This window comes from Stenotrophomonas sp. SMYL8 (genome assembly GCF_036320065.1).
Lineage (GTDB): Bacteria > Pseudomonadota > Gammaproteobacteria > Xanthomonadales > Xanthomonadaceae > Stenotrophomonas > Stenotrophomonas maltophilia_A.
Window position 1 is genome coordinate 35,819 of record NZ_JAWIRR010000001.1, and the last position, 25,775, is coordinate 61,593.

The following is a 25,775-nucleotide window of genomic DNA, read 5'->3' on the forward strand; positions in this document are numbered from 1 at the left end:
GCCACGACGCAGGCTGTTGGCGCAGGGATGATGGTGCAGTCAGAGGGCGCCCCGTGAGCCATCTCGTCCGCCGCGCAGGGCCGATGACAGCCAGGGCAAAGGAGCTGTGCAGGGCGCAATGACATCACCTCGGCTAAGCTGCGGCACCTTTCTTCGCGCGCGGCCATGCATCCCTTCCCCCTTCCTGTCTCGGCACCCGATCAACTCGCCTACCGACTGCTGCAGGACAGCGACTGGGCCCGTTCCACCGACGCGATCAACACGCCTCCCGAACTTCGCGCTCTGCTGGCGATGATCCTGGATTCTCCGGAGCCGCTGTGGATCGCATGGGGCCGCGACAACAAGGCGTTCTTTTTCAACGATGCCTACCTGCCGATGCTGGGCGGCAAGCTGCACGGCGCCATGGGCAGCCGATTGGAAGACGTCTGGGCGGACGTCTGGGCCGACGTCGTCGATGCTGTCAACGACGCCTTCGGCGGCACGAGCCGCAGCTTCAAGAACATGCCGTTGATGATGGACCGTGATGGCACGTTGCGCGAGACATTCTGGACGTTCTCCTACTCGCCGCTGCGTGCCGGTTGCGGAGGCGTGGCCGGCATCATCTGCATGGTCAGCGAGCAGACCGAACGGGTGATCGAACGCGACCGGCACACCCGCCAGGTAGCGGCCATCACCGAGCAGGCACGCGAGGCCCATCTTGAACTGGTACGCGCCCGCGAACAGCTGCGGCAGTCGCAGAAGCTGGAGGCCATCGGCCAGCTGACCGGCGGCGTTGCCCACGACTTCAACAATCTGCTGCAGGTCATCACCGGCTCCGTAGACATGCTGCTGCATACCTGGCCGGCCGAAGATGCGCGCCTGCGCTATGTACAGGCGATCGAAACCGCCGCTGACCGCGCCACTCGCCTGACCGCCCAGCTTCTGGCGTTCTCGCGCAGGCAGAGCCTGTCGCCGCAGGTATTCGACCTCTGCGAGAGCATACGCGCGCTTTCAGACATCATCACCACAGTGCTGGGTGCACGCATCTCCGTGTCGGTGAACCTGCCCGACGCCCCGTTGCCGGTGCTGCTGGACCGGACCCAGCTCGACACCGCACTGATCAACATCGCGGTGAACGCGCGCGACGCCATCGACGGCCACGGCAAGGTGACGATCGATGTGGAACAGCTGACATCGGTGCCTTCCGTGCGGTTCGCGGCGCCGATGAAAGGCAACTTCGCTGCGATCAGCGTCAGCGACACCGGTTCCGGTATCGATCCGTCCGTGTTGGACCGGATCTTCGAGCCATTCTTCACCACCAAGGGAGTGGGCGCGGGCACCGGGCTTGGCCTCAGCCAGGTGTTCGGCTTCGTCAAGCAGTCCGAGGGCGAAGTGGACGTACAGAGCCAGGCCGGTGTCGGTACGCGCTTCACGCTGTATCTGCCGCTGGCGCAGGTAAACGCCTCCATCGAGCTGCCGACCGCGCAACCGGGATTGCTGCATGGTCACGGATTGTGCGTGCTGGTGGTGGAAGACAATGTGGATGTGGCCGAATTTGCAGTCGGTGCGCTGCGCGAGCTTGAGTACAACGTCGTACTCGCGCGCAATGCCGACGAAGCACTGGCGGAGCTCGAGCGCGACGCTGCGCGTTTCCACGTGGTGTTCAGCGACGTGGTCATGCCCGGGACCAATGGGCTGGATCTGGCCCGCACCATCCGCAGCCGCCTGCCCGATCTTCCGATCATCCTCACCAGTGGCTACAGCGAACTGCTGGCCCGCGATCCAGGCCACGGTTTCACGCTGCTGCGCAAGCCCTACTCACTGAAGCAGCTGGCCTCGGTGATGACCGAGGCCAGCTGTCGCTCGCAGACGATGGTGACTGCGTATTAGCCGGCAGATCACCGGGTCGGACCGGTCCAGGAAGCAAGCGCTGAATCGAGGCCGGACATATCCCCGCGTGTGCCACAGGCCCAGGCGACGATGCCATCCGGGCGCACCAGCAACGCCCCCAGGCCCGACGCCGCATCCCCGGTATCTGCGGCGCAGGCGATGGAAGGTTGCCAGCGTCGGCCATGCTGCGGCGGCGAAGAGGCCGGGTCGAAAACAAGCAGCGCCCCCTGCCCCGCTCTCAGCAGTTCGCCCAGACGGCGGCCATCGACCAACCGGAAGTCCGGCGCGCTCCTGCCGACCAGCGGGTGGTCTCCGTCAAGATCCAGCTGCTGCGAAACACCCCAGATCCGCTCGGCCAGATACGTGGCCCCATCGCGGGTGCCGGCCAGGTCGGCCATGATCGCCGCCAGCGCGCGCGAACCGGGCCCGGGTCGCATCAGCGCAACCTGCGCGCGCGACCAGTCCAGCACCTTGGCACCCACCGGATGGCGCTCCGCCTGATAGCTGTCCAGCAGCGCCTCATCGGCCTTGCCCCGCGCTACGGCGGCCAGTTTCCAACCGAGGTTCATCGCATCGCCGATGCCGAGGTTCAGTCCCTGGCCGCCCAACGGCGAATGCATGTGCGCGGCATCACCTGCCAACAGCACACGTCCGCTGCGATAGGCCGTCGCCTGGCGCGCAGCATCGGTCCATGTCGTGGCCAGGTGCAATGCAGTGATCGTTGCCCCGCGGCCAGACACCCGCCGCAGCAACGCTTGCGCGGTGTGCCGGTCCAGTGGCGTGCGATGGCCGGCGCCACCATCGAAATCGGCCAGCGCCAGCATGCCTGGCGGGTTGAAATTGCACATCCCGTGATCGGTGAACTGTCGGCCTGGTGTGAGTACACACCCATCTGCCAGTTCGACCAGCAGCGTGTAACCGGTGAACTCTGGCCCGGTTCCAGCGAAGAGGAAGCCCGATTGTTTGCGTACCGTGCTGCGGGCCCCATCACAACCGACCAGCCAGCGGCCGTGGACCCTGCCGGAGCCGGTGTGCACGGCAACCTGCGCCTCGTGCGCATCCACCGCCTGTACCGCACGCCCGCGTTCGATGCGCACGCCCAGCGCAGTCGCACGTTCGGCAAGCACCGCTTCCAGGGCCTGCAGCTCCACCGCCATCTGGGTGCCCACCGGTGTCGGCAGGCGCCAGCTCCAGCGCGTCTGGTCCACATCGTCCAGTGCAAATGGAATACCCGCGAAGTGCCCACCCAGCGCACGCGGCTGCGCCAGCCAATGGGCGGTGCCGGGCGGCGGCGCGCCCTTGTCGGGCTTGAGCACCTGCGTCGCGGCGACCGCGTCCAACAGGCCGCGCCGATCCAGTGCCTCCAGCGTGGGGGCGTTAAGGCCGCGCAGCCCGAATGGCAGGCGCTTCAACGGCGAACCGGCGGACCCGGCCTGTTCCAGCACCAGCACTGAACACCCGGCCTGGGCCAGTTCACAGGACAGGAACAGGCCCACCGGGCCAGCACCGGCAATGACGACGTCGTATAGCATGGGGAATCCTTGTGAGCGCCGGGTCGGCGCTCTGGCGGATCAAATGTTACACTCGGTGTACGTTTCCACAAGTGAACCACCCATGACCCCGCCTCCAGGTCGTCGCGAACAACGCAAGGCCGAGACCCGACAAGCGATTTCGGACGTCGCCACCGAGCTGATCATCCGGCGTGGCTTCGAGGCCGTCTCCATGTCCGAAATCGCCGAAGCCGCGGGCGTCTCACGCAAGACGGTCTTCAACTACTTCGCCAGCAAGGAAGACCTGGTGTTCGATCGCGATGAGGAGGCGCGCATGCTGCTGCGCGAGGGCATGATGGCGCGCAGCGGCATGACCCCGCTGGCGGCCTTCCAGTCGCTGGTGCGCGAGTTGCTGGAGGCTGGCCATCCGCTGCTGCGCATCAATGCCGGCGCTGCCGCCTTTTGGGGCACCGTGGCGGAGAGCCCGGTACTGGTCGCGCACGCGCGAAGGCTGCAGGCGCAGTTGACTGACGACCTGGCGCGATTGATGGCCGACGCTGCCGGCCGGCCAGAACATGACGCCGAAGCGCGATTGGGCGCGGCCATGCTGCTGGCGTCGATGGTGGCGGCCTATGAGAAGGGATTGGCAAGCCAACTGCAGGGCGAGGACCCGCGTGAGGCCATGCTGCAGCTGATCGTGCGCGGCGCCACCGGGGTACTGGTGGCCTTGGCGGGCACACCGTATACGGACCCCGGCGCGCGTCCATAACGCATTCGGGGATAGGTCACGAAGTGCTGCAAATGCTAATCTTTCTCATTTGCAGACACACCCCCTCTCCCGATGCCTTTTCCAATGCCCCTGCAACGCGCCCTGTGCCTGGCACTGACCCTGCCCCTGGCAACCCTTGCCCATGCTGCCGAGCCCTCCACTGCCGCGCCAAAGGACCTGGACAAGGTCGAAGTTCGCGGACGCGCACAGACACTGTATCGGGTAGACGATGCCGCGGTCGGCACCCGCACCGATACGCCCCTGGAGCTGGTCCCACAGTCGATCCAGGTCATCCCGCGTGAACTGATCGACGACCAGGCCGCGCGCCAGGTGACCGACCTCTATCGCAGCATCAGCGGCATCAGCTATTTCAGCTATGCCGGGGTGACCCTGCGCGGCTTCCGCCAGGAGAACGTGCTGTATGACGGCCTGCGCGGCGACCCGTACGCAGGATTTTCGGTGCCGCAGCTGTTCAACATCGAGCGCGTGGAAGTGCTGAAGGGGCCGGCAGGCGCGCTTTATGGCGGTGGTGATGCAGGCGGCGTCATCAACTATGTAACCCGCAAACCGAAAGCCAGCGCCGGACGCAACATCGAGATCCAGCTGGGCGACAAGAACTTTCGTGCCGGATCGATCGAGGGTACCGGGCCGTTGAATGCCTCCGGCAGCGTGCGCTATCGCGCCGGGCTGTATGCCGACAGTGAAAAGGGCGTGCGCTGGAACACCGACAGCGAGAGCGTGATCGGCGACGCCTCGCTGGCCTTCGACATCGGCCAGACCGGCGAGCTGGTGCTGCAGTTCACCGACATCACCCAGAACCTCGGCGGCAACCGCCTGCGCGGCGTGCCGGTGAATGATGCGGGCACCTTCCTGACCGACCGCCGCTGGAACCACAACGAGGCCAGCGACTTCCTCGACATGCGCGCCAAAGTGGCGCTGGCGCAGTACCGCTTCGCACCACGCGACAATCTGGATGTGGACTTCGCCGCTCGCTGGTTCAGCAACAACGAGCACCAGATGTACCACGAGCCGATGGGCCTGATCGATCGTGACCGCGATGGCGTGGCCGAGTGGATGACCCGCCAGCTGCGAAACCAGATCCGCGACAACGAAGCATTCACTGCCAACGGCAATGCAGTCTGGCGGGTGACGACCGGCGCGGTTGAGCACAAGGTGTTGTTCGGTGCCGATGTGTACCAGCTGGATGCGGATTTCACTGCACAGACCGCCAACAGCGCCGACCTTGCCCGTGGTGCGGGGCCGGTGCGCGGCATCGACCTGTTCAATCCCGTGTACGGCGCCAGTACCTGGCACGACTACAACCTGGTGGACCTGCCCTGGCGCAGCACGTCCACCCGCAGCATGCGCTATGGCGGCTATCTGCAGGACGAGCTGGCACTGGGCACACGCTGGCATGTACTGGCCGGGCTGCGCTGGGATGGCTTCAAGGACGACGACCGCATTGCCGGCAGCAGTGTGGACGGCAACGACCTCAGCTGGCGGCTGGGCAGCACGTTCACCGTGCGCGAGGGCCTGAATGTCTACGCCAACATGGCCAGCGGCTTTGTACCGCAGAGTGCCGGCAACCAGAATCCGGCTGCCGGCGGACCGTTCGATGCCGAGCGCAGCAAGCAGTGGGAAGTGGGCATGAAGTCCCTGCTGGCCAACCGTGTAACCTTGAACATGGCCGCCTACCGGATCGACCGCAGCAATATCGTGCAGGCCACCGGCGAAGTGATCGGTGGCGTGAACCAGTTGGCCGCGCTGGGCCTGGTGCGCAGTACCGGCATGGAGCTGGATCTGCTGGCCGACCTCACCGAGCGCTGGGTGCTGAATCTGACCTACGCCTACAACGATGCGCGGGTGAAGGATGCAGGCCCGAATGGCATCACCAACGCTTCCGGCGACCGATTCGCCAATGCGCCACGCAACAAGCTGGGAATGTGGACGCGTTATGACCTTCCGGCGATCAACTCCGCCATCGGCTTTGGCATGGATCACGTTGGCGAGCGCGTCAGCCTGGACGGGCAGACGGTCAAGGCCTACACCGTGTTCGACATGAGCTGGAAGACCACATGGAAGCAATGGCAGTTCCAGGCCAACGTCAAGAACCTGTTCGACAAGGTATATGCAGCCAGCGGTTTCATCGCGCGCAACGGGCATTTCCCGGGTGAGCCGCGGCGGGTGTACGTGCAGGCCGCTTACAGCTTCTGACGCAGGGCTGGGGGCGGTGATGACGGGGAGGTGGCAACCCACCTCCCCTGTGGGTGTCAGTGCGAGCAGGCCACCAGCATCGAGCGGGTGGCCATCTGGGTGGAAGTGAAGCCATTCTTGTTGCCCACCGCGATGGCGTTGCCGTCGTCGCCATCCTTGCTGAAGACTACATAGCCGCCTGGGCACATCTGTCCGGCCTTTTCGTAGCAGCCACTCCAGGAACTGGAGCCGCTGCAGTCGATGGAGACGCCACGCCGGCCATCAGGGGTTACGGTCATCTTCGCGGTGGTACAGCCACTCAACGCGGCCACGAGCAACAACGGAACGAACAACTTCATGGGTACTCCAGGGATTGGGGGGCAGCGAGTGGGCGCCAAGGCTGGAGTGCCTGGATTGCGCGAACCTTGCGCCGACAGCGTGTTTCCTGCGTCACCACAGCCGTGCGGAAGATCGGGAAGGCACGCCATGTTCACGCAATGTTCCTGTAATACGTTGCCGGCGCGTGCCGGACCGCCCTGCCACGCCCTTCCTGCCCAAGCCCTGCCGATGCACATCCTGCTGATCGAAGACGAAGCCGAACTGGCCGCCACCCTGAAATCCGCCCTGCAGCGCGAGCGCTACGTGGTGGACCTGGCCAACACGCTGGCACTGGCCCGCGAAGCGGCCCTGTGCGGATCGCACGATCTGGTGCTGCTGGACCGCACCCTGCCCGACGGTGACGGACTGGGATTGATTTCCCTGCTGCGTGAGCGCAACCCAGGGGTGCCGATCATCGTGCTGAGCGCGCTGGGGCAGCTGCCGGACCGCATCGCCGGCCTGGATGAGGGCGCGGACGACTATCTGACCAAGCCCTTCGCACTTGAGGAACTGTTCGCCCGCATCCGCGCTGCAGGGCGCCGGCCGAGCGGCATGCAGGTGGAACTGGTCAGCATCGGCCGGTTGGTGTTCGACCCGGCATCGGGTGAAGCCAGTGTGGGCGGGCAACGGCTTGAGCTGCCGCGCCGCGAGATCCGTGTGCTGACCGCGTTGGCCCGGCGGCTGGGGCGCACCGTGCTCCGCGAGTCGATTGAAATGGCGGTGTATGGATTCGATGACGGCATCCATTCCAACACGCTCGACTCGCACGTCTCGCGCCTTCGCCGCAAGCTGGCCGATGCCGATGCAGGAGTAGAGATACACGCCATCCGTGGCGTCGGCTATCTGATGCGGGAAGCCAAGTAATGGCGCGTCGTCCCTCGCTGAAGCGCCCGTTGATCGTCAAAACGCTGATCTATCAGCTGCTGGCGTTGCTGGTGGCGTTCTTCGCGCTGCTGATGGTGCTGATACGTGCCGACAGCGGTGGCTACTACACCATCCAGACCTTCGCACCGGTGGCGGCCGACGCGGTGCGCCGCGACCGCAATGGCGACCTCTACGTGCAGAACACGCCGGAACTGGCCGAACTGCTGAAGGTCGTTCCCGGTGCATGGTTCATCGCCGAGGATGAGCACGGCCACCACGTTACGTTCGGGCCTGTGCCGCCGGCCTATGCCTCGCTGGTTGGCGCACTGGATGGCATCCCCTTTGGCGACCTGCGCGGGCGCGACCGCAGCGATGGCCTGGCCGTCGTGGTCCGCCAGCACAGCGGGCCGGCCGGCAAGCTGACCATCATGGCCCATGGCGAAACCGATACGCTGACCTGGCAGATGGCGTTGGCGGCACACATCATCACCCTGCCGATCTTCCTGCTGCTGGGCCTGGCCACCATCGTCCTGACACCGATCATCGTAAGACGAGCTTTGGCCGGGGTGGAGCGCATCGCCCAGGAAGCCCGCAACATCTCCGCCAGTCGGCGCGGTGTCCGCCTGACAGAAACCGCGGTGCCGGTGGAGATCGCTCCGTTGGTGACGGCGGTGAATGAAGCACTGGAGCGGCTGGACGAGGGGCACGAGCGGCAACGCCGCTTCATCGCCGCCGCCGCGCATGAGCTGCGCACCCCCATTGCAATTCTGAGGGTGAAGGTCGATGCGGCCGACGACGCCACCACGCGCAACCTGGCCGTGGAAGTGGCACGGTTGGCGACACTGGCAGAGCAGTTGCTGGATCTGCACCGCATGGACGAAGACGGGCCGAAGGAAACCATCAACCTGGCGCGGGTGGCCAAACGGGTGGCCGCCGATCTGGCGCCGCTGTTGATCCAGTCGGACAAGACCGTAGCCGTGGTGGTGGAATCGCACTTCCCGGTGTTCGGCGAGACCGGCGCAGTGGAGCGGGTAATCTCCAACCTGGTGCTGAATGCTGCCGAACATGGCGGACGCCAGATCATCGTGCGCGTTCAGGGCAGCTGCCTGGAGGTCGAGGACGACGGCCCCGGCATACCGGCCGACCAGCGCGAACGGGTTTTCGAACCCTTCCAGCGGCTACGGCCACGGCAGACAGGCGCAGGCCTGGGGTTGAACCTGGTGCGCCAGGTGATCGACCGCCACGGCGGCCACGTCACGATTCTGGATGCGCCTGGCGGTGGTGCATTGATCCGTGTTGAGTTTCCACTGCACCCGGGCGTGACCAGCGCGCCACCGCTGGAGCACTGAACACACCGCATGCACCTGTGTAACTAGCACCTGTCCATGCGAAGCCGGTAGCGAGGACAGGCAAGGTTGCGGCAATGTTCGCTGCAGAGCATCGGGGTGTGGCACCTGCCGTGCCACCGCGTTCCGATCTGACAGGAAGCCTGCATGTGACCCAAGGAGCTCCTCCACCGTCCTCTTCCACGCGCACTGTGCCACCGCGGAATTCGCCGGGCCTTACCGCTGCCGCATGGAATCGCCGCCCACGCACTGGCCGCGCACTCGGCCTGGAACATTGGCCGCATTGGCTGCGGGCAGTTCCCGAAACCGAGCGCGCAGGTGTATTGATGCGGTTGTTCGGCGCCTTGTTCCTGCTGCTGCCCGGCATTGCACTGGTGGCTTTAACGTATAGGCACGCGAGTGCAGCGGCGGCCGCTGCTGTGCTCCTGTTCGTTGCCGTGCATGCCGCGCTGCATGGGTTGGCGGCATGGCGCGCGGCAACCTCCCGCCCGATGCCACCACTGCTGCGCGTCCTGGATGGTCATGCCACCGGGATGATGATTGCCAGCGCGCTGCTGATCAGCATCGGTGCAGGGATGACGAAGCTGCCTGTTCCAGCATTCTTCTGGTTGTTGGCCGGCGCGGTGAGTCAACTCTTCGCTGCGCGATTGGCAGGTCACCGGCTGCGCAATGCACTGCTGGTTCTCGGTAGCGCCCTGCAGTTCATCGCCGTAGCATTGCTCGCCCTTCCTGCCGCACGCTGACACAGCGATAGCCCCGCAAGGTTCACGCAACCCAGCGCATCGAGACTCGACGGCCAACCCCGTCTGCCACGCCAGACGTGTGTCTCTTCTGCCACGAGGACCCGCGATGACCTGTCTCTACTGGATGCTGCGACGATGAGCGCCGCACCACGCAAGCGCCGCCGGGCGCTCATGATTGCTGCCGCCCTGCTGTGCAGCGCGCTGATTCTGTTTGCATGGTTGCGGCCCGCACCACCTCCGAACCTGCAGGTTGCGCCGGTCGTTCGCGGCAACATCGAACAGGTGGTGGAAGCCACTGGCACGCTGAAGCCCTCGCGGCTGGTCAGCGTGGGTGCGCAGGTCTCCGGCCGCATCGACACCCTGCATGTGAAACTGGGCGACAAAGTGAAAGCCGGCGATCCCATCGCCGATATCGATTCGCGCACGCAGCGCAATGCATTGCTGAGCGCGCAGGCCGCACAGCGCACCGCGCGCGCCAACCGCGATGCACTGGCCACCGACCTGCGCCAGTTCGAGTTGACACTGCATCGGCAGCAGCAACTGGCTGCCGTGCAACTGGTTGCCCGCGCCGACTTCGATACAGCCAAGGCCAAGGTCGACGCCACCCGTGAACAGATCGCCGCGTTGGACGGTGAAGTTGCGCGCCGACAGACCGACGTCGATGTCGCGCAGACCAATCTCGAGTACACCCGCATCACCGCCCCCACCGACGGCACCGTACTGGCCGTGGTCGCGCGCCAGGGGCAGACCGTGAATGCGGTGCAGAGCGCACCGACCATCGTGATGCTGGGCAATCAGGACGTGATGACGGTGTACGCCGAGATCTCCGAGGCTGACGTCGTACACACCGCTGTTGGGCAGGAGGCGTTCTTCACCATCCTTGGTGATGCCGGCCGCCGCTACAGCAGCAGGCTTCGGGATATAGCGCCAGCACCGGAATCGATCACCAACGAAGACAGTTCCAGCCTCGCCGCACCGGCGGTGTCGGGTGGCAGCCGCACGGCCATGTACTACAACGGCCAGTTCGACGTGGACAACGCCGATGGCCGCCTGCGCAGCTACATGACCGCGCAGGTTCGCATCGTGCTGGGCCGCGCCAACGACGTACTGACCATTCCCTCGGCCGCATTGGGGGCGCGCACCGCCGATGGCAGCTACAGCGTGCAGGTCCGTGGTGCCGACGGCCGCGCCAGCACGCGGCGCATCACCACCGGGCTGGATGACCAGATCCAGGTGGAAGTACGCGACGGGCTGAGGGAAGGCGAACAGGTCGTGCTGGCGCAGGCCAACGACGAAGCCACCAGCGCACCCGCGCAACCCGAATGAGTATGACCATGACCGAGCCACTGCTGCGCGTTCGCGGCGTACGCCGTGAATTTGCCGCAGGCGAGCAGACACTGGTGGTACTCGACGGCATCGACCTGGATATTCACGCAGGTGAACTGGTGGCCATCGTAGGCCAATCCGGTTCAGGCAAGTCCACGCTGATGAACATCCTGGGTTGCCTGGATCGCCCTTCCGCCGGCATCTATCAGATCGCCGGGCGCGAGACCGCGCAGATGTCGCCTGATGAACTGGCCGAACTACGCCGCGAGCACTTCGGCTTCATCTTCCAGCGCTATCACCTGCTGACCGATCTGACTGCACTGAGCAATGTGGAGGTGCCTGCGATCTACGCCGGCATGCCTGCCGAAGCACGCCATGCACGGGCAGCCACCTTGCTGTCGCGGCTGGGTCTGGGCGAGCGCATGCAGCATCTCCCTGGCGAGCTCTCGGGCGGCCAGCAGCAACGCGTTTCGATTGCGCGTGCGCTGATGAATGGTGGCGCGGTGATCTTCGCCGACGAACCCACAGGTGCGCTGGATACGCATTCCGGCAAAGAGGTGATGAAGATCCTCGGCGAGTTGCACGCCGAGGGCCATACCGTGGTGCTGGTCACGCATGACATGGCCGTGGCCGAGCATGCGCAGCGCATCATCGAAATCCGCGATGGGCGGATCGTGGATGATCGTGCAACCGGTACTGCTCTGGCAGCAGGCGTGGCGACGCCAGCCGCGCCCCAATCCGCGGGTAGCAGCGGCTGGCAGGTCTGGCGGGACCGTTTCGCTGAAGCCTTCCGCATGGCACTGCGCGCGATGAACGCCCACCGCATGCGCACCTTCCTGACCATGCTCGGAATCATCATCGGCATTGCTTCGGTCGTGGCGGTGGTAGCACTGGGCACCGGTGCACGGCAGGCCATCCTGTCCAACATCTCCTCGTTGGGTACCAACACGATCGAGATCTATCCCGGTTCCGGTTTTGGCGACCTGCACTCGGCGCGGGTGGAAACACTCACCCCCGGCGACAGCGTGGCCCTGGCCCGGCAGCCATTCGTGGACAGCGCCACCCCGGGTGTTGCCACCAGCGGCACCGCCCTGCGCGGCAACCGCTCTGCCAGTGTGCAGGTGCAGGGCGTCAGCGAGCAGTACTTCCGCGTGCATGGCCTGAAGCTCGGCGAGGGCGCCTTCTTCGGTCCACCCGGCGTGGTCGGCTACCAGCAGGTGGTGGTGATCGACGCCAATACCCGCGCACGCTTCTTCGCCGCGACCGACAATCCGATCGGGCAGACCCTGCTGCTGGGCAATGTCCCGGTGCGCGTGGTGGGTGTGGTGAAGAAGGACGCCGGTGCGGCCGGTGATGCATCGCTGCTGCGGGTATGGCTGCCCTACACCACCGCAATGGCGCGCGTACTGGGGCAGAGCCACGTCTCCAGCATCACCGTGCGCGTCTCGGATGCGATCAGCATGGAAGCGGCTGAGCAGGCCATCGCGCGACTGCTGACTCGCCGCCACGGCAGCACCGATTTCTACATGAGCAACAACGCGCAGATCCGTAGATCCATTGAACAGACCACCGGTATCCTGACCATGATGATCGGCTCCATCGCTGCCATCGCACTGGTGGTGGGCGGAATCGGGGTCATGAACATCATGCTGGTGTCGGTGACCGAGCGAACCCGCGAGATCGGCGTGCGCATGGCGGTGGGCGCGCGACGCAGCGACATCCTGCAGCAGTTCCTGATCGAATCGGTGCTGGTCTGCCTGCTCGGTGGCGTGCTAGGCATCGGCGTGGCGCTGGCGCTGGGCGCGGTGATGGAGCTGGCCGATGCGGGCTTCAGCCTGGTGTTCTCCGTCAATTCGATTCTGGCTGCATTCGTGTGTTCCAGCCTGATCGGCGTTGGTTTCGGCTTCCTGCCGGCACGCCGTGCCGCACAGCTGGATCCTGTGGAGGCGCTGGTTCGATAGCCGCTGCAATTGCTCGCTCTGACGGCAGGTTCGCGCAATGTCTGCGGGGTGTACTACGGCTACCAACGATGTCCGCACAGGAGCTGGACGATGTTTCTGAAGACAGGAAGAACCGCGCTGATTCTAGCGGTCACTGCGCAGCTGGTGTTGATGCCGTACGCCGGCGACGCCCATGCGCAGCGTGGCGACCGCTACAACCCGCAGTGGAACCAGGACTACCGCGATCGGGAGCGCGATGCATGGGAACGGCGCGAACGTGAGCGGAATCATGAGCGCGAACGCGAGCGCCGGCACGATGCCAAGACCGCCGGTGTCGTGGTGGGCGTGGTAGGTGCAGCGGTGGTGGCCGGCGTGATTGCCGCTGCAGCCAAACGCGAGCGTGAGACCCGCGCGCGCGCCGACTACTGCATGAACCGCTACGGCAACTACGACCGCCGCAACGACACCTATCGCGGCGCCGACGGCTACACCTATCCCTGCCGCTGACTTGTATCTCTCAAGGAAAAACCACCCATGACCAGGATCACTCTGTTGATCGCCCTGTGCACTGCCCCGTTGCTGGCCCAGGCCTCACCGGCCGACCCGAATCAGGCCTACATCGACGCCACATTCACCGCCATGGATGCCAACAACGACGGACGCGTCGACAAGACAGAGTACGCGACATTTCAGCAGGAACGTTTCAGCAAGCAGGCCGATTCCATCGACGCCGCGTTTTCCGCGATGGACAGGAACAAAGACGGCAGGATCAGCAAGGAGGAAGCCAACGTGGTGCCGGAGATCGCGAAGTACTTCGCGGGCCTGGACACCGATGGTGATGACTATCTGTCGCTGAAAGAGATGCAACAAGCCATGGTTGCCGCTCAGACTGCAGACGCACCAACAAAGTAAATCCAGGGCGGGGCGCTGAAGATGGATACCCATCCGGGCTCGGTGCGGGTTGAATACACCTTCTTCCCACGTTAGCCTCCGAGGTGCCCAAGGAGGGCTATCAACGGAGTGAAGCATGAAGATTGGATTCAAGCTGTCTGTTGCTATTGCGGCTGCTGCACTGACCCTGGGAATCGGCAGTGCCTCCGCGCAGTCCCGCTGTACCCCGTGCTACACCGCCTACGAGGCCTGCCTCGCAGCGGGCAATGGCGAGAAGGTGTGCTACCCGGCTTTTGCCCGCTGCCTGCGGAACAGCGGCTGCACCATCCCGTAAGTCACGCACTGCCGTGATGTGTGCCGGCCCCCATTTCGGGGGCTGGCATTGGCTGCCAGGCGCTGCCCCTTGCTACTGAAGAGGTTCCATACGCGTGGGCGGAGTGATTTCATCCCATCCGCATCGCGTTATTTTCGCGCGCCTGCACTTCGATATCCTGCTCGCCGCCCTTCGCGAAGCGAGGCAGCGCTCCACATGCGCTGCCTCCTGCACTACCGCGATTGCTATGGCCTCCGAAACGCTGCGGGGTGCGCGGGCCATGTCGACCACACTCGGCGCTACGCTTCAGACCTCAGCTGTCGCTGTCCGTGCTTCTAGGGCCACGATAGGTTTCGCCCCACTCGCGCATGGCCAGCAGCACCGGCACCAGCGTGCGCCCGAATTCGGACAGCTCGTACTCGACCTTCGGTGGCACCTCTGCATAGACATGGCGGATCACCACCCCATCAGCTTCCAGTTCCCGCAGTTGGCTGGTCAACATGGACTGGGTGGCGTTGGGCACCCGCCGCGTCAGCTCCATGAAGCGACGCTTGCCGGTCATCAGGTGAAAGAGGATGACAGGCTTCCACACGCCACCCATGACCGACAGCGTGACCTCCACGGCGCAACCGCTCTTGCCATCCCAACGCTTGCTACGCATGCATACTCCGGAAAACCATAGTACCTACGGAAAATCATCGTTCTTGTTGCAATAGCGGTGCGAGCCTAGCATGGCCCCATTCCTTGAATGTGAGCCCCTCCATGACGTTCAAAGCACTGCTCGCCCGCAAGACGAACAACCAGGTTTCGACCGATCTGGTCGATTTTGATGAGGCCGATCTGATGGACGGCGACGTCCTGGTGCAGGTCGAGTACTCCACGCTCAACTACAAGGATGCGCTTGCCCTCACCGGCAAGAGCCCGGTCATCCGGACGTTCCCGCTCATTCCCGGCATCGATCTGGCAGGCGTGGTGCTGGAATCCAGCAGGGCCGACTTCAAGCCAGGCGACCGCGTTCTGCTCAATGGCTGGGGCCTGAGCATGAGTCACCACGGCGGCCTTGCACAGCGCGCCCGTGTGCGCGGCGAATGGCTCAACCGGATTCCCGGCAACCTGAGCACCCGCGACGCCATGGCCATCGGCACCGCGGGCTATACCGCCATGCTGTGCGTGCTGGCCCTGGAACATGCCGGCGTGACGCCCGACAAGGGCGATGTGCTGGTGACCGGCGCCAACGGCGGTGTCGGCTCGATTGCGGTGGCGATCCTTTCAAAGCTGGGCTATCGCGTGGTGGCCGCCACCGGGCGCCCGGAGCATGCTGAGTATCTGCACAACCTGGGTGCGAGCGAAATCATCGACCGCGCGCAGCTTTCGGAACCGCGCGACCGTCCGGTGAGCTCCGAACGCTGGGCCGGCGTGGTGGATGTGGCCGGCGGCCCTACCCTCGTCAACGCCATTGCCGAAACGAAATACCGTGGCGCCATCGCCGCCTGCGGCCTGGCGCAGAGCGATGCGCTGCACGGCTCGGTGCTGCCTTTCATCCTGCGCAACGTGACCCTTGCGGGCGTGGATTCGGTGAATGCGCCGCAGGACGTCCGCCAGCGCGCGTGGGACCGGCTTGCCACCGACTTGGATCCGCAGAAGCTTGAAAGCACGGTGCAGCTGATTGGGCTTGCCGACGTGCTTGAGGTTTACGAGCAGATCATTCCGGGCAAGGTGCGTGGGCGGATGGTGGTGGATGTGAATGCCTGAGGAAGCCTCCCCAGCGGATTCCATCCGGCAACGAATGGTGAACACGCCATGAAACCATGCGTGCGGCAGTGGCCGCTTGCCACTGCTGCTCGCATACGCTCAGGTTTCCGCCGACTGTGGACACCGCCATGTCAATGACTGCACTCGCACTTGCGACCGCTCTTTCCGGCCTGCCCGACATTGCCTGGGAGCGCGAGCGCGGCGAAGACGCACACCAGCTGATGCTCTGCCAGATCCATCGCGATGAGCTGATGCAGGATGACGCGAAGAGCGATGCCTACCAGCGCGCCAAGGCGGTCTGCGATCTCCTGGCACGTGAGTACAGGAATAAATGGGATTTCGATGCGCAGGAGGCATTGGCGGCATCGGCAGTGGATCTGGATGAGCTGATCCGGCGGGGAGACCTGGTTGAGGTGCCTCCAACAAGGCAGGACCGCGTCTACGAGTGATTCCGTGCCGGCAGGTGCTGGCACCTGGAGCTGCCGCAGGGCAACCAGGTCCAGTGCCGACCGGCGAGGCTAGCGGATGCGACTCCGCGCCAGTGCCAGGCGCCTGATCTCGCCTGGCAGAAACACGACGCCGTCCTCCATTTCGATGCGCATCTGCGAGGCATCACCTTCGTGCCCCTGCATCGCAGCGGTCACCAGAATCTTCAGTGCATCCGTGCGGATATCGTAGCCGCCGACGGTGTGCTTCAAGGTACCCACACTGTTCCAGTCGATTTCCATGATCGGCGTCCACATCCACAGGCTTCATGCTGGCAACGGCCTTCGCCCACGTCAATGAAACCGGTCGTACGGCCGACCATGAAGCGAAAGGCCACGCGCGTGGTCAAGGCCCCTTATCATGGAGGGGTAAGGGCTCTGCAAAGCCCAGTTGACGTACGCAAGGCAGTATCTGGATGTCTATGGAATGGCGCCCCTCGGGCTGGGGCCTACGTGTGACCCGCTCGCCGAACTGGTGGCTGCGACTTGACGGCGAACATGTTGAGCTTTTGATTGAAGGTCGCCAGTACCGGCAACACGTGGCTGACGACGAGCGCGTGCAGGTCATCCCTGGACTCTTCTGGGCCAAGGTCGTCCTGCAGACCCAGGGCGACGGCGTCCTGACCGTGGATGGACTGTCCAACAGCCAGGCTTCCCGGCTTGCGGCAGCGCTGCAGCAGGTGCGCTTTGCGGGTACCACGCGCGGGCGCAAGGCACTGTTCGACACGATTCTGGAGCAGATCCAGTCGTGGCTGGCCGAGGCAGATGCCCTCATCGACCAGGGCAGCACCGGCCGCCGCTGGATCACGCACGAACAACAGCAGGCACTGCTGGCCGGTCGCCCCGCCCTGCCGCTCCCGCCGCGCGAGCTGGAACAATTGTTCCTGGATGAGGATGTGCACGAGGACCTGCATTCGCCCAGCCACCGTGCAGCACTGGACGCCCTGCACGACTGGCAGCTGGACTGGCCCGCGGCGTGGGCCGACGCCAACGCAACCATGGCAGCGCGCGAACGGGTACTGGCCAAGGACTTCCTGGACCGGGTCGAGAGCAAGCCGCTGACCGACGAACAGGCCCGCGCGGTCATATGCTTCGACAATCGCGTGCAGGTCGTGGCCGCAGCCGGCTCTGGCAAGACCTCCACCATGGTCGCCAAGGCCGCTTATGCCATCGATCGCGGCTTCGTCGAACCCGAACGGATCGTGATGCTCGCCTTCAACAAGGATGCCGCCAGGGAGCTTGAAGAGCGCGCGCAGCGATGCTTCGACCGGCTCGGCATGGGCGACACCGTGGTTGAAGCCCGGACCTTCCACGCCCTCGGCCTGGCCATCGTCGCCAAGGCCACCGGACGCAAGCCCGACATCCCCGAATGGACCACTGACGCCACGCTGGGCTTCAACAAGCTGGCCGAACTGGTGGACGATCTGAAGGATCGCTCGACCCACTTCCGCACCCAGTGGGATATGTTCCGCCTGGTGTTCGGGCGTGACCTGCCGCCATTCGGCGCGGAAATGGAGGCCGACGGCTACGACCGCGATGGCACGCCCTACATCCGCACCCTGCAGGGGGAACGGGTGAAGAGCCTGGAAGAGTGCGTCATCGCCGACTGGCTCTTCTACAACGGCGTGACGTACGACTACGAGCGACGCTACGAATTTGATACCGCGACAGACACCCATCGCCAGTATCGTCCCGACTTCTATTACCCGGACGCCGGGCTGTATCACGAGCACTTTGCGCTGGATGCTGATGGTCAGCCGCCGGAACACGTTTCCGACTATGCCGAAGGCATGCGCTGGACACGCCAGCAGCATGCAGCGCGCGGCACGGCCCTTGTCGAGACAACCTCGCTTGGCCTGCGCAGCGGGCATGCCCTGCTGGACCTCGCAGAGAAGCTTGGCGAGTGTGACATCGAGCTCGACCCGAATCCGGACCGCGAGCTGCCCGATCAGGGCGCCAAACCGATGCCCGATGCGGACCTGATCGGCTTGATGCGCACCTTCATTGCCCATGCCAAGAGCAACTGCCTGACGCTGGATGACATGGCCGCGCGCCTGCGGCAGATGCCCGAGGATCAGTTCAAGGAGCGACACCGTCGCTTGCTGGAAATCGCAGGGCCGGTTTTCCAAGCCTGGGACAACGCACTGGCTGAGGAGCGCGGCATCGACTTCGAGGACATGCTCAACATGGCGGCCGGGCTGCTGGAACAGGGCCGCTACGAATCGCCTTACGAGCTGGTGATGGCCGATGAATTCCAGGACGCTTCGCGCGCCCGCGCACGCCTCTGCCGTGCATTGGTCAGCCAACCGGGCCGCCATCTGTTTGCAGTGGGCGATGACTGGCAGTCGATCAACCGCTTCGCCGGGGCCGACGTTTCGGTGATGACCGGATTCCGCGAGTGGATGGGCCATGGCCAGGTGCTGAAACTGGAACAGACGTTCCGCTGCCCACAGGCGCTCTGCGATGTGTCCAGCCGCTTCATCAGCCGCAACCCCGCGCAGATCGCCAAAGCAGTTCGCTCAGCTGCAACGGCCATGGGCCCGGTGCTGCAGGCGTTCCAGATGAATCGGCGTGAGGAGGTGCAGGATGGCGTTCGCCAGTACCTCGCCAAGCTGCATCAGCAGCTGCTGTCCGGTGCCGTTCCACAGGGCCGCAACGGGCGCGTGACGGTCTTCATCCTGGGGCGCTACCGCACCGATCGCAGCGCGATGCCTTCGGATTGGAAGACAGCCTTCGGCAGCACGATGGAGGTCGAGTTCCTGACCGCACATCGATCGAAGGGGCGCGAAGCGGACTACGTGATCCTGCCGGGCATGATCAACCGCAGCTTCCCGAGCCTGCGCGCGGATGACCCGGTGCTTTCCCTGGCAATGCCGGATGGGGATACCTACCCACTGAGCGAAGAACGGCGGTTGTTCTATGTCGCGCTGACGCGGGCGCGACGGTCGGTGGCCATGTTCACCCTGCAGGGGAAGCGCTCGCCGTTCCTGGACGAGCTGGTGAAGGACGGGGCAGTGGAAATAACAAGCCTGTCTGGCGTGGCCATCAATGAAGAACGCTGCCCAGTGTGCAAGGTCGGCGTGTTTGTGGACCGCAATGGGCCGCATGGGGCTTTCCGGTCGTGCTCAAGTTATCCGTTGTGCCACAACAAGCCGAAGGTTGGGCGACGCGGGTAGCCGTCCAAGAAATGCCATCCGTTCGAGCACGCAGACACCACACCTCAGCGGTGAGCGGCCGGCTGTAGCGGGCGGCAGGACCACGGACTCCCACTTTCCCACAAAGAGAAAGCCGGCACTGGGCCGGCTTATGGATCCTTTTCCAGCACCTGCATCAACGCTTTGAGCACAGCTTTCTCAAGCTGAGCACGATGTCCGCAAAGCCATAGAGGAAAGGCGCAGCAAGAAGCGCGGAGACGCCTGATCCCAAAAGCCAGGGAACAATGCCAGTAAGCGCCAACACGATGCTGATGACGCCAACCGCGGCCGACAAACCTCCGACCGTCTGGATGACAAGCGGCAGCGTCTCACTCTCTACTCGTGACTGTTCTGCCGAAGCCGGGTCCACCGCATCCATTTCACTCATGATTAGTCCTGTCCGTGAAACCTGAATACTAGCTCAGTAAACGGCGTTTTGTGCTGGTGTCTCTCGGAACATCCCACCGCTCCAGTGGGGGCGCTTCTTATCCGCCGACTCAGCAAGAACACAGGGATACCGCGCACCACTTCCTGCTTGAGCCGCAGCAGCGCCGTCGACATCAGACCCCGCGTGAAACAGCGGGATCACTTCCACTGCAGCAACGGTCTGAATCGATTTCTTGATTCTTTGCCGAGAGTTTTTTGCATCCATCCCTGTCCTCAGTTGAGGACAGCTGCGCAGGTAGGGAAGCCTGAGAAAACAAAAAGGCCCCTATCACTAGGGGCCTTCTGGAATCCTGGCGGAGAGAGTGGGATCGGATCACCTTCGATCCAACTCCTTCAAACCGTTGCAGAAAGCCTGCTGAGCAGGTTTCCTTTCAATGTTTCCTCGATCATAGCCGCCCGCTCGGCCTGTTTACCAGCGCCTGCCATGCCCAGCACACCACTCCCCGACGCCCGCAGAACGTGGATGACGGGATAGACAGCTAAGTGAGTCCGCAGACGCTCGGCCTCTCGGCAACCCGTCACCTGCATTCCTAGGCGTTGCAACGCAGGTTTCAGATCTGTGAACCAAGGCGGATTCCCTGCTCTTGCCAATCTTCGACGAAGTGCTTCGATGTGAAGACCCTTCACACTCGGAGTTTCAGAGATCCAATGCCCGCCAACGTAGAACTTCGCATCGCCAGCCGTCTTCTTCCCGCGCTTATAGCGCAAAGCGGGACCAGAGATGTCGCCGAGCGCGAAGCCGATATTCAGCACGCCCTTGATGTAGCGGCCGCACTGATGCGCCGGTTCGCCGCATCCCCTGCTGGCCAAGCGCAACACACCTATGCGCCCAGCGCCGGACCCCGCGCTACTCCACGGGCTGCGACCGTAAGCCGCGATCAAGTGCCGCCCACTTTCATTTCGCAAGAGGAATGGCGCAAAGCACGCGGTTTGGCTCCTGCCCCCTCCCCTCGAAAGCCTTCTGGACCGGCGATCCACTGAAAGACAAAGCCCCGCAGATGCGGGGCTCGTTCATTCAATGGAGGGTGGGCGGCCGGGGCTTAAAAACTGGCAGTGGGGAGTCCGCGGTAACCGAGGGGGCCACCTGGCGCTGAAGAAAGAACTGCGACGGTGACGGCATCGCCTCCAACTCCTCCGCCTTGCGAAGGATGTCCGCATCGACCTCTGCCAGCGCCTCAGCCGACCCGCGCAACCGCGCCTTCTCCAGCTCCTTGGTCCGTTGCTCCAGCGCAGACAGGCGGCGCTCCCGGCGCTGCGTCCATTCGGGTCGGGAATAGCCATTGGCCCCCATTGGATAGTCGGAGTTGAAGCGCTCCCATTCGTGCTGAGCCAGGTGATGTAGGCGTTCAGCCCTACCGAGCGACACCAATCGCAAGGCACGCCCCAGGATTGCCGCTCGCAGTGCCCGGACCTGGAGAACCGCCTTGGTGATCCACTGCCGTAACGGGACGGTCTCCCCAGCCCGCGCGAGTTCTGCTTGAACCCATTCGAGACCAGCACGGATGCGCTGGGTCGACAGGTCTGCCCTGGCGCGCGCGATGTCCTGGAGGTCACGCAGGGCCTGAGCCACGCGCTCGGCGAGACTGACCGGACACTGCTCTTCGGTCGCTTGGTGCTGGCGGGCCACGACCTGAGACAGCCGCATCCCGGACACGCCTCGAATCTCCAACCCAGGAGCCAAGCCCTGTATGGAGGGCGGTCGGCCACCTGGGCCATGACCGACTGGCGGATGCATGGGCATGGCCCTGCACTCGCACCCCGCCTGAATAGTGAGATGGTCCAGATGTTCGGCGTTGCTGAGCTCTATGGCGTCGTTCTCTGCTACCAACCGGCTGTCCATGCCCTTTCTGGACAGCGCAGTTGCTGCTTTTCCAAGGTGTTTCGTGGGCTCCCTGGATAGGGCCGCGGCTTGGAGCTCATCTCCTCGCTCCGACGCCGCCCGAGCCCGCTCTGCCAAGCTGCGGTGGTCAATCGTGACCGTCAGGCCAGCCGCTTCAAGATGTGCGTTGGTCGTTTCCGCGACCATCTCTCGGACCCACTGGACCTGTATTTTCCCAGACACACCTCCGTCCAGCTCTCGGGTCTTCTCGCCAAATCCGTCGGGTCCGATGCGCCTAGTGCTGGCAAGCAAATGCACATGATGATTGAGCCCGTCCGGGGACCCAGGCGAGTGAATGCTGGCTTGGATGGCGAACTGGTAGCGGTCTACCAACGCCTCGGCAATGGAAAACGCCAAATGTGCACGCTGTTCGTCCGAAAGCTCATGGGGCAACGACAGCTCGAACTCCCGGGCGACCGTGGCGTCCTTGCGGCGCTCGGCAGCTTCGGCCACGGCCCAAAGCTCGCCGGGCACCAGCGCCCAGTCGGGTGCATCTGGGGGAGCGAGGCAGAAAGTCTCAACGACGCCGCTCCTGCGGCGGTAGTCATGCTGCTGCCCGGTGATGACATCGGACAGCAGCAAGCCACCTCGATAGGCGGCTGCGGCGACAGCGGATTGGCCTTTGCCTCGGCTAAAGACCTTGATTGCGGCGTGAAAGATGGCCATAAACCTCCTTGGAAACAAGGGTCTTTATGGAACATCTTTTGCTTTTGGCAAGTCGCAAAGCGGCTTGGGGTCCCAGGGGCGAAGCCCTTGGCGCACGCATCCGTCAGGATGCCTAAGTGCGCTCTTGCTGTGCTCAAGATTCTCAGAGATCAGTTTCGCGGACCTTCCAGCACCCGGAACCAATCCCGGATCGCAAGCTTCAACCTGTCAACCTCGTCTTCAGCCAGCACACCACAATGTGCAATGGTGCCACGAAGCATGTTTAGACCGGAGAGAGCGCGATTGACAGCAGATTGGTTGCTCAACATCCCAGCGAAGTCACCCCAGTTGTCGCGAATAATCTCGCCGAGCTGGCCAAACGTGATGTAGTCGATGTTGTCTTCAGAGCGACTAGAAACGCCTGCATCAGCCTCTCGCTTCTGGTTCTTTTTAGCCTCGTCCGCGACGCCTTGGGATACATGCGTGCTCCACCAATCGGAACCGTGAGCGGACTCCATCGTGTCCACGATTAAACGCCTGATGTCGTTTTCGAGCAGATAGAACAACTCGTAATACCTGGACATCTTTGCCGCGTTTCTTCTGTTGCTAGCATCGAACTGCCTGATAAACGGCTCAAGCCGCTCATCGGAATCCAGCGGAGCGAGATCAGGGTCTAGAGCTATGTTGTCGGCATTCAATCCTGATTGAATGACCGCGCACTTGAGCACAAAGAGCTCGATCGTGTGGTCATTCATGTCAGAAGATTGGCCTTCAGGCTTCGGAAGATGGCGTTATACACCTCAACGTTTGTGGTTTCCGGCAAGACAACGTTGATGTTGTAGGCAAGCTGCATCGTCCTTGCCACCGCTTCCTGCGGTGAGAGCGGCACAGCAGGCTCGCGTTCAACTGGAGTGACTTCTACCTCTGCCACATCGTTATCGCGCGCGCCCTTGGCATATTCCTGAAAGACCTTGAACGTGTTGATGATATAGCGAACCACTGCGTCCTTCTTCGGAAGTCCTGTCACCGACACGACGATGTCAGTCAGGGTCGCCTCATCCGCCTTGTGGGCGAACTGGTTCCTTCTAAACACCTCTGCGAAACCATTCTTGAGGATCTGAACTGCGGCTGCGGATCGCCCTGAGTCTGTCTGAAACTGAGAATAAAGTTCAGTCGGAGCGCCCGACTGGCTGAGCAAGCCCGCGGTCTTTAGAATCGGCGGGACCTGTCGTGCGGCACCTCCCGTCGAACCAAGGACAGTCGAGATGAAATCCGTGTTGAAGACATGGGGCTTCTCGGAATGCGGAATCTTGTCAAGAACGCCCTTCAGAACCCCCGGGCTGGTGGTGTAAGGAAGTCCGCCAGGGATCTTTCTACGCGCGGCCTTATCTTGGCCCGCCTTGTCTTGAACCGCCGCCTCAGAACCTGCATCAGCCATCTGTATCGCTCCTTGATAGGTTGGTCAGCTTAGTTTGGCCTGCCATAGTGGATGGCCCGCCTCCAGCAACAGCACCAATCGCTGACAACGAAAGGATATGAAAGCGTTGCAAAGAAACTAACAACGTTTGAACGGCATTTATCTATCGTTCATATTGACAACGGTTACTTGTTAGTCTGTTTCATTTAAACAGTACGGTAATGACTCCGGAAATGGGCCACTTCGCCGAATACAAGCCATTGATTTGATTGCATATGTCACCGCATTTAGGGGCGGTACGATTAGCCAGGTCAAGGCGCAAAATGGCACCTCTCAGGCGATGCCTAAGGCCGTGAATAAAGAGCCGATTTTTCGTTGACGATTTTTAGGCCCGCAGTATCTGTACTTCCATCCTTCAGATGGAAGCAACGCAGTGACCTCCCCCACCTCGAAACACCTCAACGCCTACCTCGCAGACCCAACAGGCACCCTCAAACTGACGGACGTGCGCATTGGCCGCGTCCGCATCGGCGAAATGATCGTGACTGGCCGAGAAGCCGCCATCCATGCTCAAGAGATCATCAACGACGCCTGCGAGCGGACCCGTCGAGCGCTCCTTGGAAAGAATGGCACGCGTCACCCTGAGCCTCTCCCCGTCGCCGCCCCCGCTCGATTGCTGTCTATCGAGATCCGGGACTACCTGGCGGACCGCGAGCGCATGGGCCTGACACGCAACACCATCGAGGCCACAGCGCGATCACTGAAGATGCTCCTGATGGCCTGCGGGGATATTCCGGTGTCGCGGGTCGACCATGTGCATATCTACCGACTCTGGGAACTGATGCGTTGGGCTCCACCTCTTCTCCAGTCGGACCCTCAGTATCGGAACTTCACGTATGAGCAGGCGGTGGCTCAGGGGAAGGCGCTCCGCGTCCAGCCGCCCGCACCGGCCACCGTAGAAAAGCATCGACGGTTCCTGGTCACCTTCTTTGGCCGGCTGGACAAGGCAAAAGCCATTGTGGGCTCTCCCATGCACTTTTTCCCAGAAGCGAAGAAGGACCTGGTCATTGACCCCGACAAGGCCGAGCGTTTGTTTGACGAAGAAGATCTGCGTCGCATCTTTGCCCCCAACACATTCATCCCCTGGGCCATGAAAGCGCCCCATCGGTGGTGGGTGCCGATGATTGGACTCCACACGGGAGCGCGCATCAATGAAGTCGCTCAGCTGAAGTTGAACGACATCGTCCAAGAGGCTGGTGTGTGGTGCATCAAGATCCAGAAGACGGTAGACGCGGACCTGAGCCACAGAGACAGGAACCGGAGCCGCCAAAGCCTAAAAGGCAAAGCAGCCGTTCGGACGCTCCCCATTCCCCAACCGCTGCTTGATGCTGGTTTCCTGGCGTTCGTGGAGGACATCCGAGCTTGTGGCCATCCTCGCCTCTTCCCCCACTTGTCTGCCGGCGTGCGACGCGACAATGGCGACACCAACGCCCGTTACAGCCAAGGCGTCCTCAACCAGTTCAGCCGATACATGAAGGATCTCGGCTTTCCTAAAGGCGTCGGGTTCCACGCCTTCCGGCATACCCTTGCCACGGAGCTGCATCACATGGGGGTGGCCGATGAGGACATTGCCCTGGTCACCGGCCACTCCATCAGCAAGCGGGTCCCTGTGCTGCACGAGGCCTATTTCCACAAGAAGCCAGCGCAGGCACGAACGAAGCAGATCGCAGTCCTAGAGAAGTATCGCCCTGATGTGGTGCTTCCGGTCTACCAAGCGGGGCAGTTCAAGGCAGCGTTGTCCGATCCTCGTAAGTTCTACCCCTGATTATCCTTC

Annotated in this window: 24 protein-coding genes; 15 read left to right on the plus strand and 9 right to left on the minus strand. The window is 63.3% G+C overall.

Features of this window, described 5'->3' with window-relative positions; translation table 11 throughout:
• The first annotated feature begins 165 nt into the window (after window positions 1-165).
• Window positions 166-1,869, plus strand: a complete 1,704-nt coding sequence (locus V3B25_RS00200) for an ATP-binding protein (RefSeq protein WP_329809811.1) — start codon at window positions 166-168, stop codon at window positions 1,867-1,869.
• A gap of 8 nt (window positions 1,870-1,877) precedes the next feature.
• Here the strand turns inward: V3B25_RS00200 and V3B25_RS00205 are convergent, their stop codons facing one another.
• On the minus strand, window positions 1,878-3,401 hold the full coding sequence (locus V3B25_RS00205) for an FAD-dependent monooxygenase (RefSeq protein WP_329809812.1): 1,524 nt from the start codon (window positions 3,399-3,401) through the stop codon (window positions 1,878-1,880).
• A gap of 82 nt (window positions 3,402-3,483) precedes the next feature.
• Between V3B25_RS00205 and V3B25_RS00210 the strand changes: the two genes are divergently transcribed.
• Window positions 3,484-4,128, plus strand: a complete 645-nt coding sequence (locus V3B25_RS00210) for a TetR/AcrR family transcriptional regulator (protein WP_049398239.1) — start codon at window positions 3,484-3,486, stop codon at window positions 4,126-4,128.
• A gap of 72 nt (window positions 4,129-4,200) precedes the next feature.
• Complete coding sequence (locus V3B25_RS00215) at window positions 4,201-6,342, plus strand: TonB-dependent receptor (RefSeq protein WP_329809813.1); 2,142 nt, start codon at window positions 4,201-4,203, stop codon at window positions 6,340-6,342.
• 56 nt (window positions 6,343-6,398) lie between these two features.
• Here V3B25_RS00215 and V3B25_RS00220 read toward each other — a convergent pair whose 3' ends face one another.
• Window positions 6,399-6,680 carry a hypothetical protein gene (locus tag V3B25_RS00220; protein WP_012511452.1) on the minus strand — a complete coding sequence of 94 codons (282 nt, stop codon included), beginning with the start codon at window positions 6,678-6,680 and terminating at the stop codon, window positions 6,399-6,401.
• Window positions 6,681-6,888: 208 nt separating this feature from the next.
• Here V3B25_RS00220 and V3B25_RS00225 point away from each other — a divergent pair, with 208 nt between their 5' ends.
• The 8 genes from V3B25_RS00225 to V3B25_RS00260 all read left to right on the plus strand — a co-directional run bounded on the left by V3B25_RS00225 (window position 6,889) and on the right by V3B25_RS00260 (window position 14,143).
• A complete protein-coding gene (locus tag V3B25_RS00225; protein WP_032128606.1) occupies window positions 6,889-7,563 on the plus strand; it encodes a response regulator transcription factor in 675 nt (224 codons plus the stop codon).
• Entirely contained in the window at window positions 7,563-8,912 is a 1,350-nt protein-coding gene (locus V3B25_RS00230; protein ID WP_329809814.1) for a HAMP domain-containing sensor histidine kinase, read from the plus strand. Before V3B25_RS00225 ends, V3B25_RS00230 begins: the two co-directional genes overlap by 1 nt.
• A gap of 323 nt (window positions 8,913-9,235) precedes the next feature.
• Window positions 9,236-9,652 carry a hypothetical protein gene (locus V3B25_RS00235; protein WP_329809815.1) on the plus strand — a complete coding sequence of 139 codons (417 nt, stop codon included), beginning with the start codon at window positions 9,236-9,238 and terminating at the stop codon, window positions 9,650-9,652.
• A gap of 135 nt (window positions 9,653-9,787) precedes the next feature.
• The gene (locus V3B25_RS00240; protein ID WP_329809816.1) at window positions 9,788-10,978 is read left to right on the plus strand and encodes an efflux RND transporter periplasmic adaptor subunit; all 1,191 of its coding nucleotides are present in this window, start codon (window positions 9,788-9,790) and stop codon (window positions 10,976-10,978) included.
• 2 nt (window positions 10,979-10,980) lie between these two features.
• Window positions 10,981-12,939: a MacB family efflux pump subunit gene (locus V3B25_RS00245; protein WP_343240000.1), complete on the plus strand. Its 1,959-nt coding sequence runs from the start codon at window positions 10,981-10,983 to the stop codon at window positions 12,937-12,939.
• Between the two features lie 90 nt (window positions 12,940-13,029).
• Window positions 13,030-13,425 (plus strand): hypothetical protein, encoded by a 396-nt coding sequence (locus tag V3B25_RS00250; RefSeq protein ID WP_329809818.1) that lies wholly within the window; start codon window positions 13,030-13,032, stop codon window positions 13,423-13,425.
• Window positions 13,426-13,452: 27 nt separating this feature from the next.
• The gene (locus V3B25_RS00255) at window positions 13,453-13,830 is read left to right on the plus strand and encodes an EF-hand domain-containing protein (RefSeq protein ID WP_329809819.1); all 378 of its coding nucleotides are present in this window, start codon (window positions 13,453-13,455) and stop codon (window positions 13,828-13,830) included.
• 115 nt (window positions 13,831-13,945) lie between these two features.
• Window positions 13,946-14,143: a hypothetical protein gene (locus V3B25_RS00260; RefSeq protein ID WP_032128612.1), complete on the plus strand. Its 198-nt coding sequence runs from the start codon at window positions 13,946-13,948 to the stop codon at window positions 14,141-14,143.
• A 292-nt stretch (window positions 14,144-14,435) separates the two neighbouring features.
• Here the strand turns inward: V3B25_RS00260 and V3B25_RS00265 are convergent, their stop codons facing one another.
• Entirely contained in the window at window positions 14,436-14,783 is a 348-nt protein-coding gene (locus tag V3B25_RS00265; protein ID WP_329809820.1) for a winged helix-turn-helix transcriptional regulator, read from the minus strand.
• A 101-nt stretch (window positions 14,784-14,884) separates the two neighbouring features.
• Here V3B25_RS00265 and V3B25_RS00270 point away from each other — a divergent pair, with 101 nt between their 5' ends.
• Both V3B25_RS00270 and V3B25_RS00275 read left to right on the plus strand, forming a co-directional pair.
• A complete protein-coding gene (locus V3B25_RS00270) occupies window positions 14,885-15,874 on the plus strand; it encodes an MDR family oxidoreductase (protein WP_329809922.1) in 990 nt (329 codons plus the stop codon).
• A 128-nt stretch (window positions 15,875-16,002) separates the two neighbouring features.
• Window positions 16,003-16,323 carry a hypothetical protein gene (locus V3B25_RS00275; protein ID WP_049463018.1) on the plus strand — a complete coding sequence of 107 codons (321 nt, stop codon included), beginning with the start codon at window positions 16,003-16,005 and terminating at the stop codon, window positions 16,321-16,323.
• Window positions 16,324-16,392: 69 nt separating this feature from the next.
• On the opposite strand, the gene V3B25_RS00280 is transcribed toward V3B25_RS00275, so the two are convergent.
• The gene (locus V3B25_RS00280) at window positions 16,393-16,602 is read right to left on the minus strand and encodes a hypothetical protein (RefSeq protein ID WP_329809821.1); all 210 of its coding nucleotides are present in this window, start codon (window positions 16,600-16,602) and stop codon (window positions 16,393-16,395) included.
• A gap of 179 nt (window positions 16,603-16,781) precedes the next feature.
• Here V3B25_RS00280 and V3B25_RS00285 point away from each other — a divergent pair, with 179 nt between their 5' ends.
• Window positions 16,782-19,535, plus strand: a complete 2,754-nt coding sequence (locus V3B25_RS00285; protein WP_329809923.1) for a UvrD-helicase domain-containing protein — start codon at window positions 16,782-16,784, stop codon at window positions 19,533-19,535.
• A 154-nt stretch (window positions 19,536-19,689) separates the two neighbouring features.
• On the opposite strand, the gene V3B25_RS00290 is transcribed toward V3B25_RS00285, so the two are convergent.
• From V3B25_RS00290 to V3B25_RS00310, 5 genes are all read right to left on the minus strand, one after another.
• On the minus strand, window positions 19,690-19,941 hold the full coding sequence (locus V3B25_RS00290; RefSeq protein ID WP_046986722.1) for a hypothetical protein: 252 nt from the start codon (window positions 19,939-19,941) through the stop codon (window positions 19,690-19,692).
• Between the two features lie 392 nt (window positions 19,942-20,333).
• Window positions 20,334-20,810 (minus strand): hypothetical protein, encoded by a 477-nt coding sequence (locus V3B25_RS00295; RefSeq protein ID WP_329809822.1) that lies wholly within the window; start codon window positions 20,808-20,810, stop codon window positions 20,334-20,336.
• A 205-nt stretch (window positions 20,811-21,015) separates the two neighbouring features.
• Window positions 21,016-22,545: a MobA/MobL family protein gene (locus V3B25_RS00300; RefSeq protein WP_329809823.1), complete on the minus strand. Its 1,530-nt coding sequence runs from the start codon at window positions 22,543-22,545 to the stop codon at window positions 21,016-21,018.
• A 149-nt stretch (window positions 22,546-22,694) separates the two neighbouring features.
• The gene (locus V3B25_RS00305; protein ID WP_329809824.1) at window positions 22,695-23,279 is read right to left on the minus strand and encodes a Swt1 family HEPN domain-containing protein; all 585 of its coding nucleotides are present in this window, start codon (window positions 23,277-23,279) and stop codon (window positions 22,695-22,697) included.
• On the minus strand, window positions 23,276-23,962 hold the full coding sequence (locus V3B25_RS00310) for a DUF5343 domain-containing protein (protein ID WP_329809825.1): 687 nt from the start codon (window positions 23,960-23,962) through the stop codon (window positions 23,276-23,278). The genes V3B25_RS00305 and V3B25_RS00310 overlap by 4 nt, the downstream gene beginning before the upstream one ends.
• Before the next feature lie 412 nt (window positions 23,963-24,374).
• Between V3B25_RS00310 and V3B25_RS00315 the strand changes: the two genes are divergently transcribed.
• Window positions 24,375-25,766, plus strand: a complete 1,392-nt coding sequence (locus tag V3B25_RS00315) for a site-specific integrase (RefSeq protein ID WP_329809826.1) — start codon at window positions 24,375-24,377, stop codon at window positions 25,764-25,766.
• The last annotated feature ends 9 nt before the right edge of the window (window positions 25,767-25,775 follow it).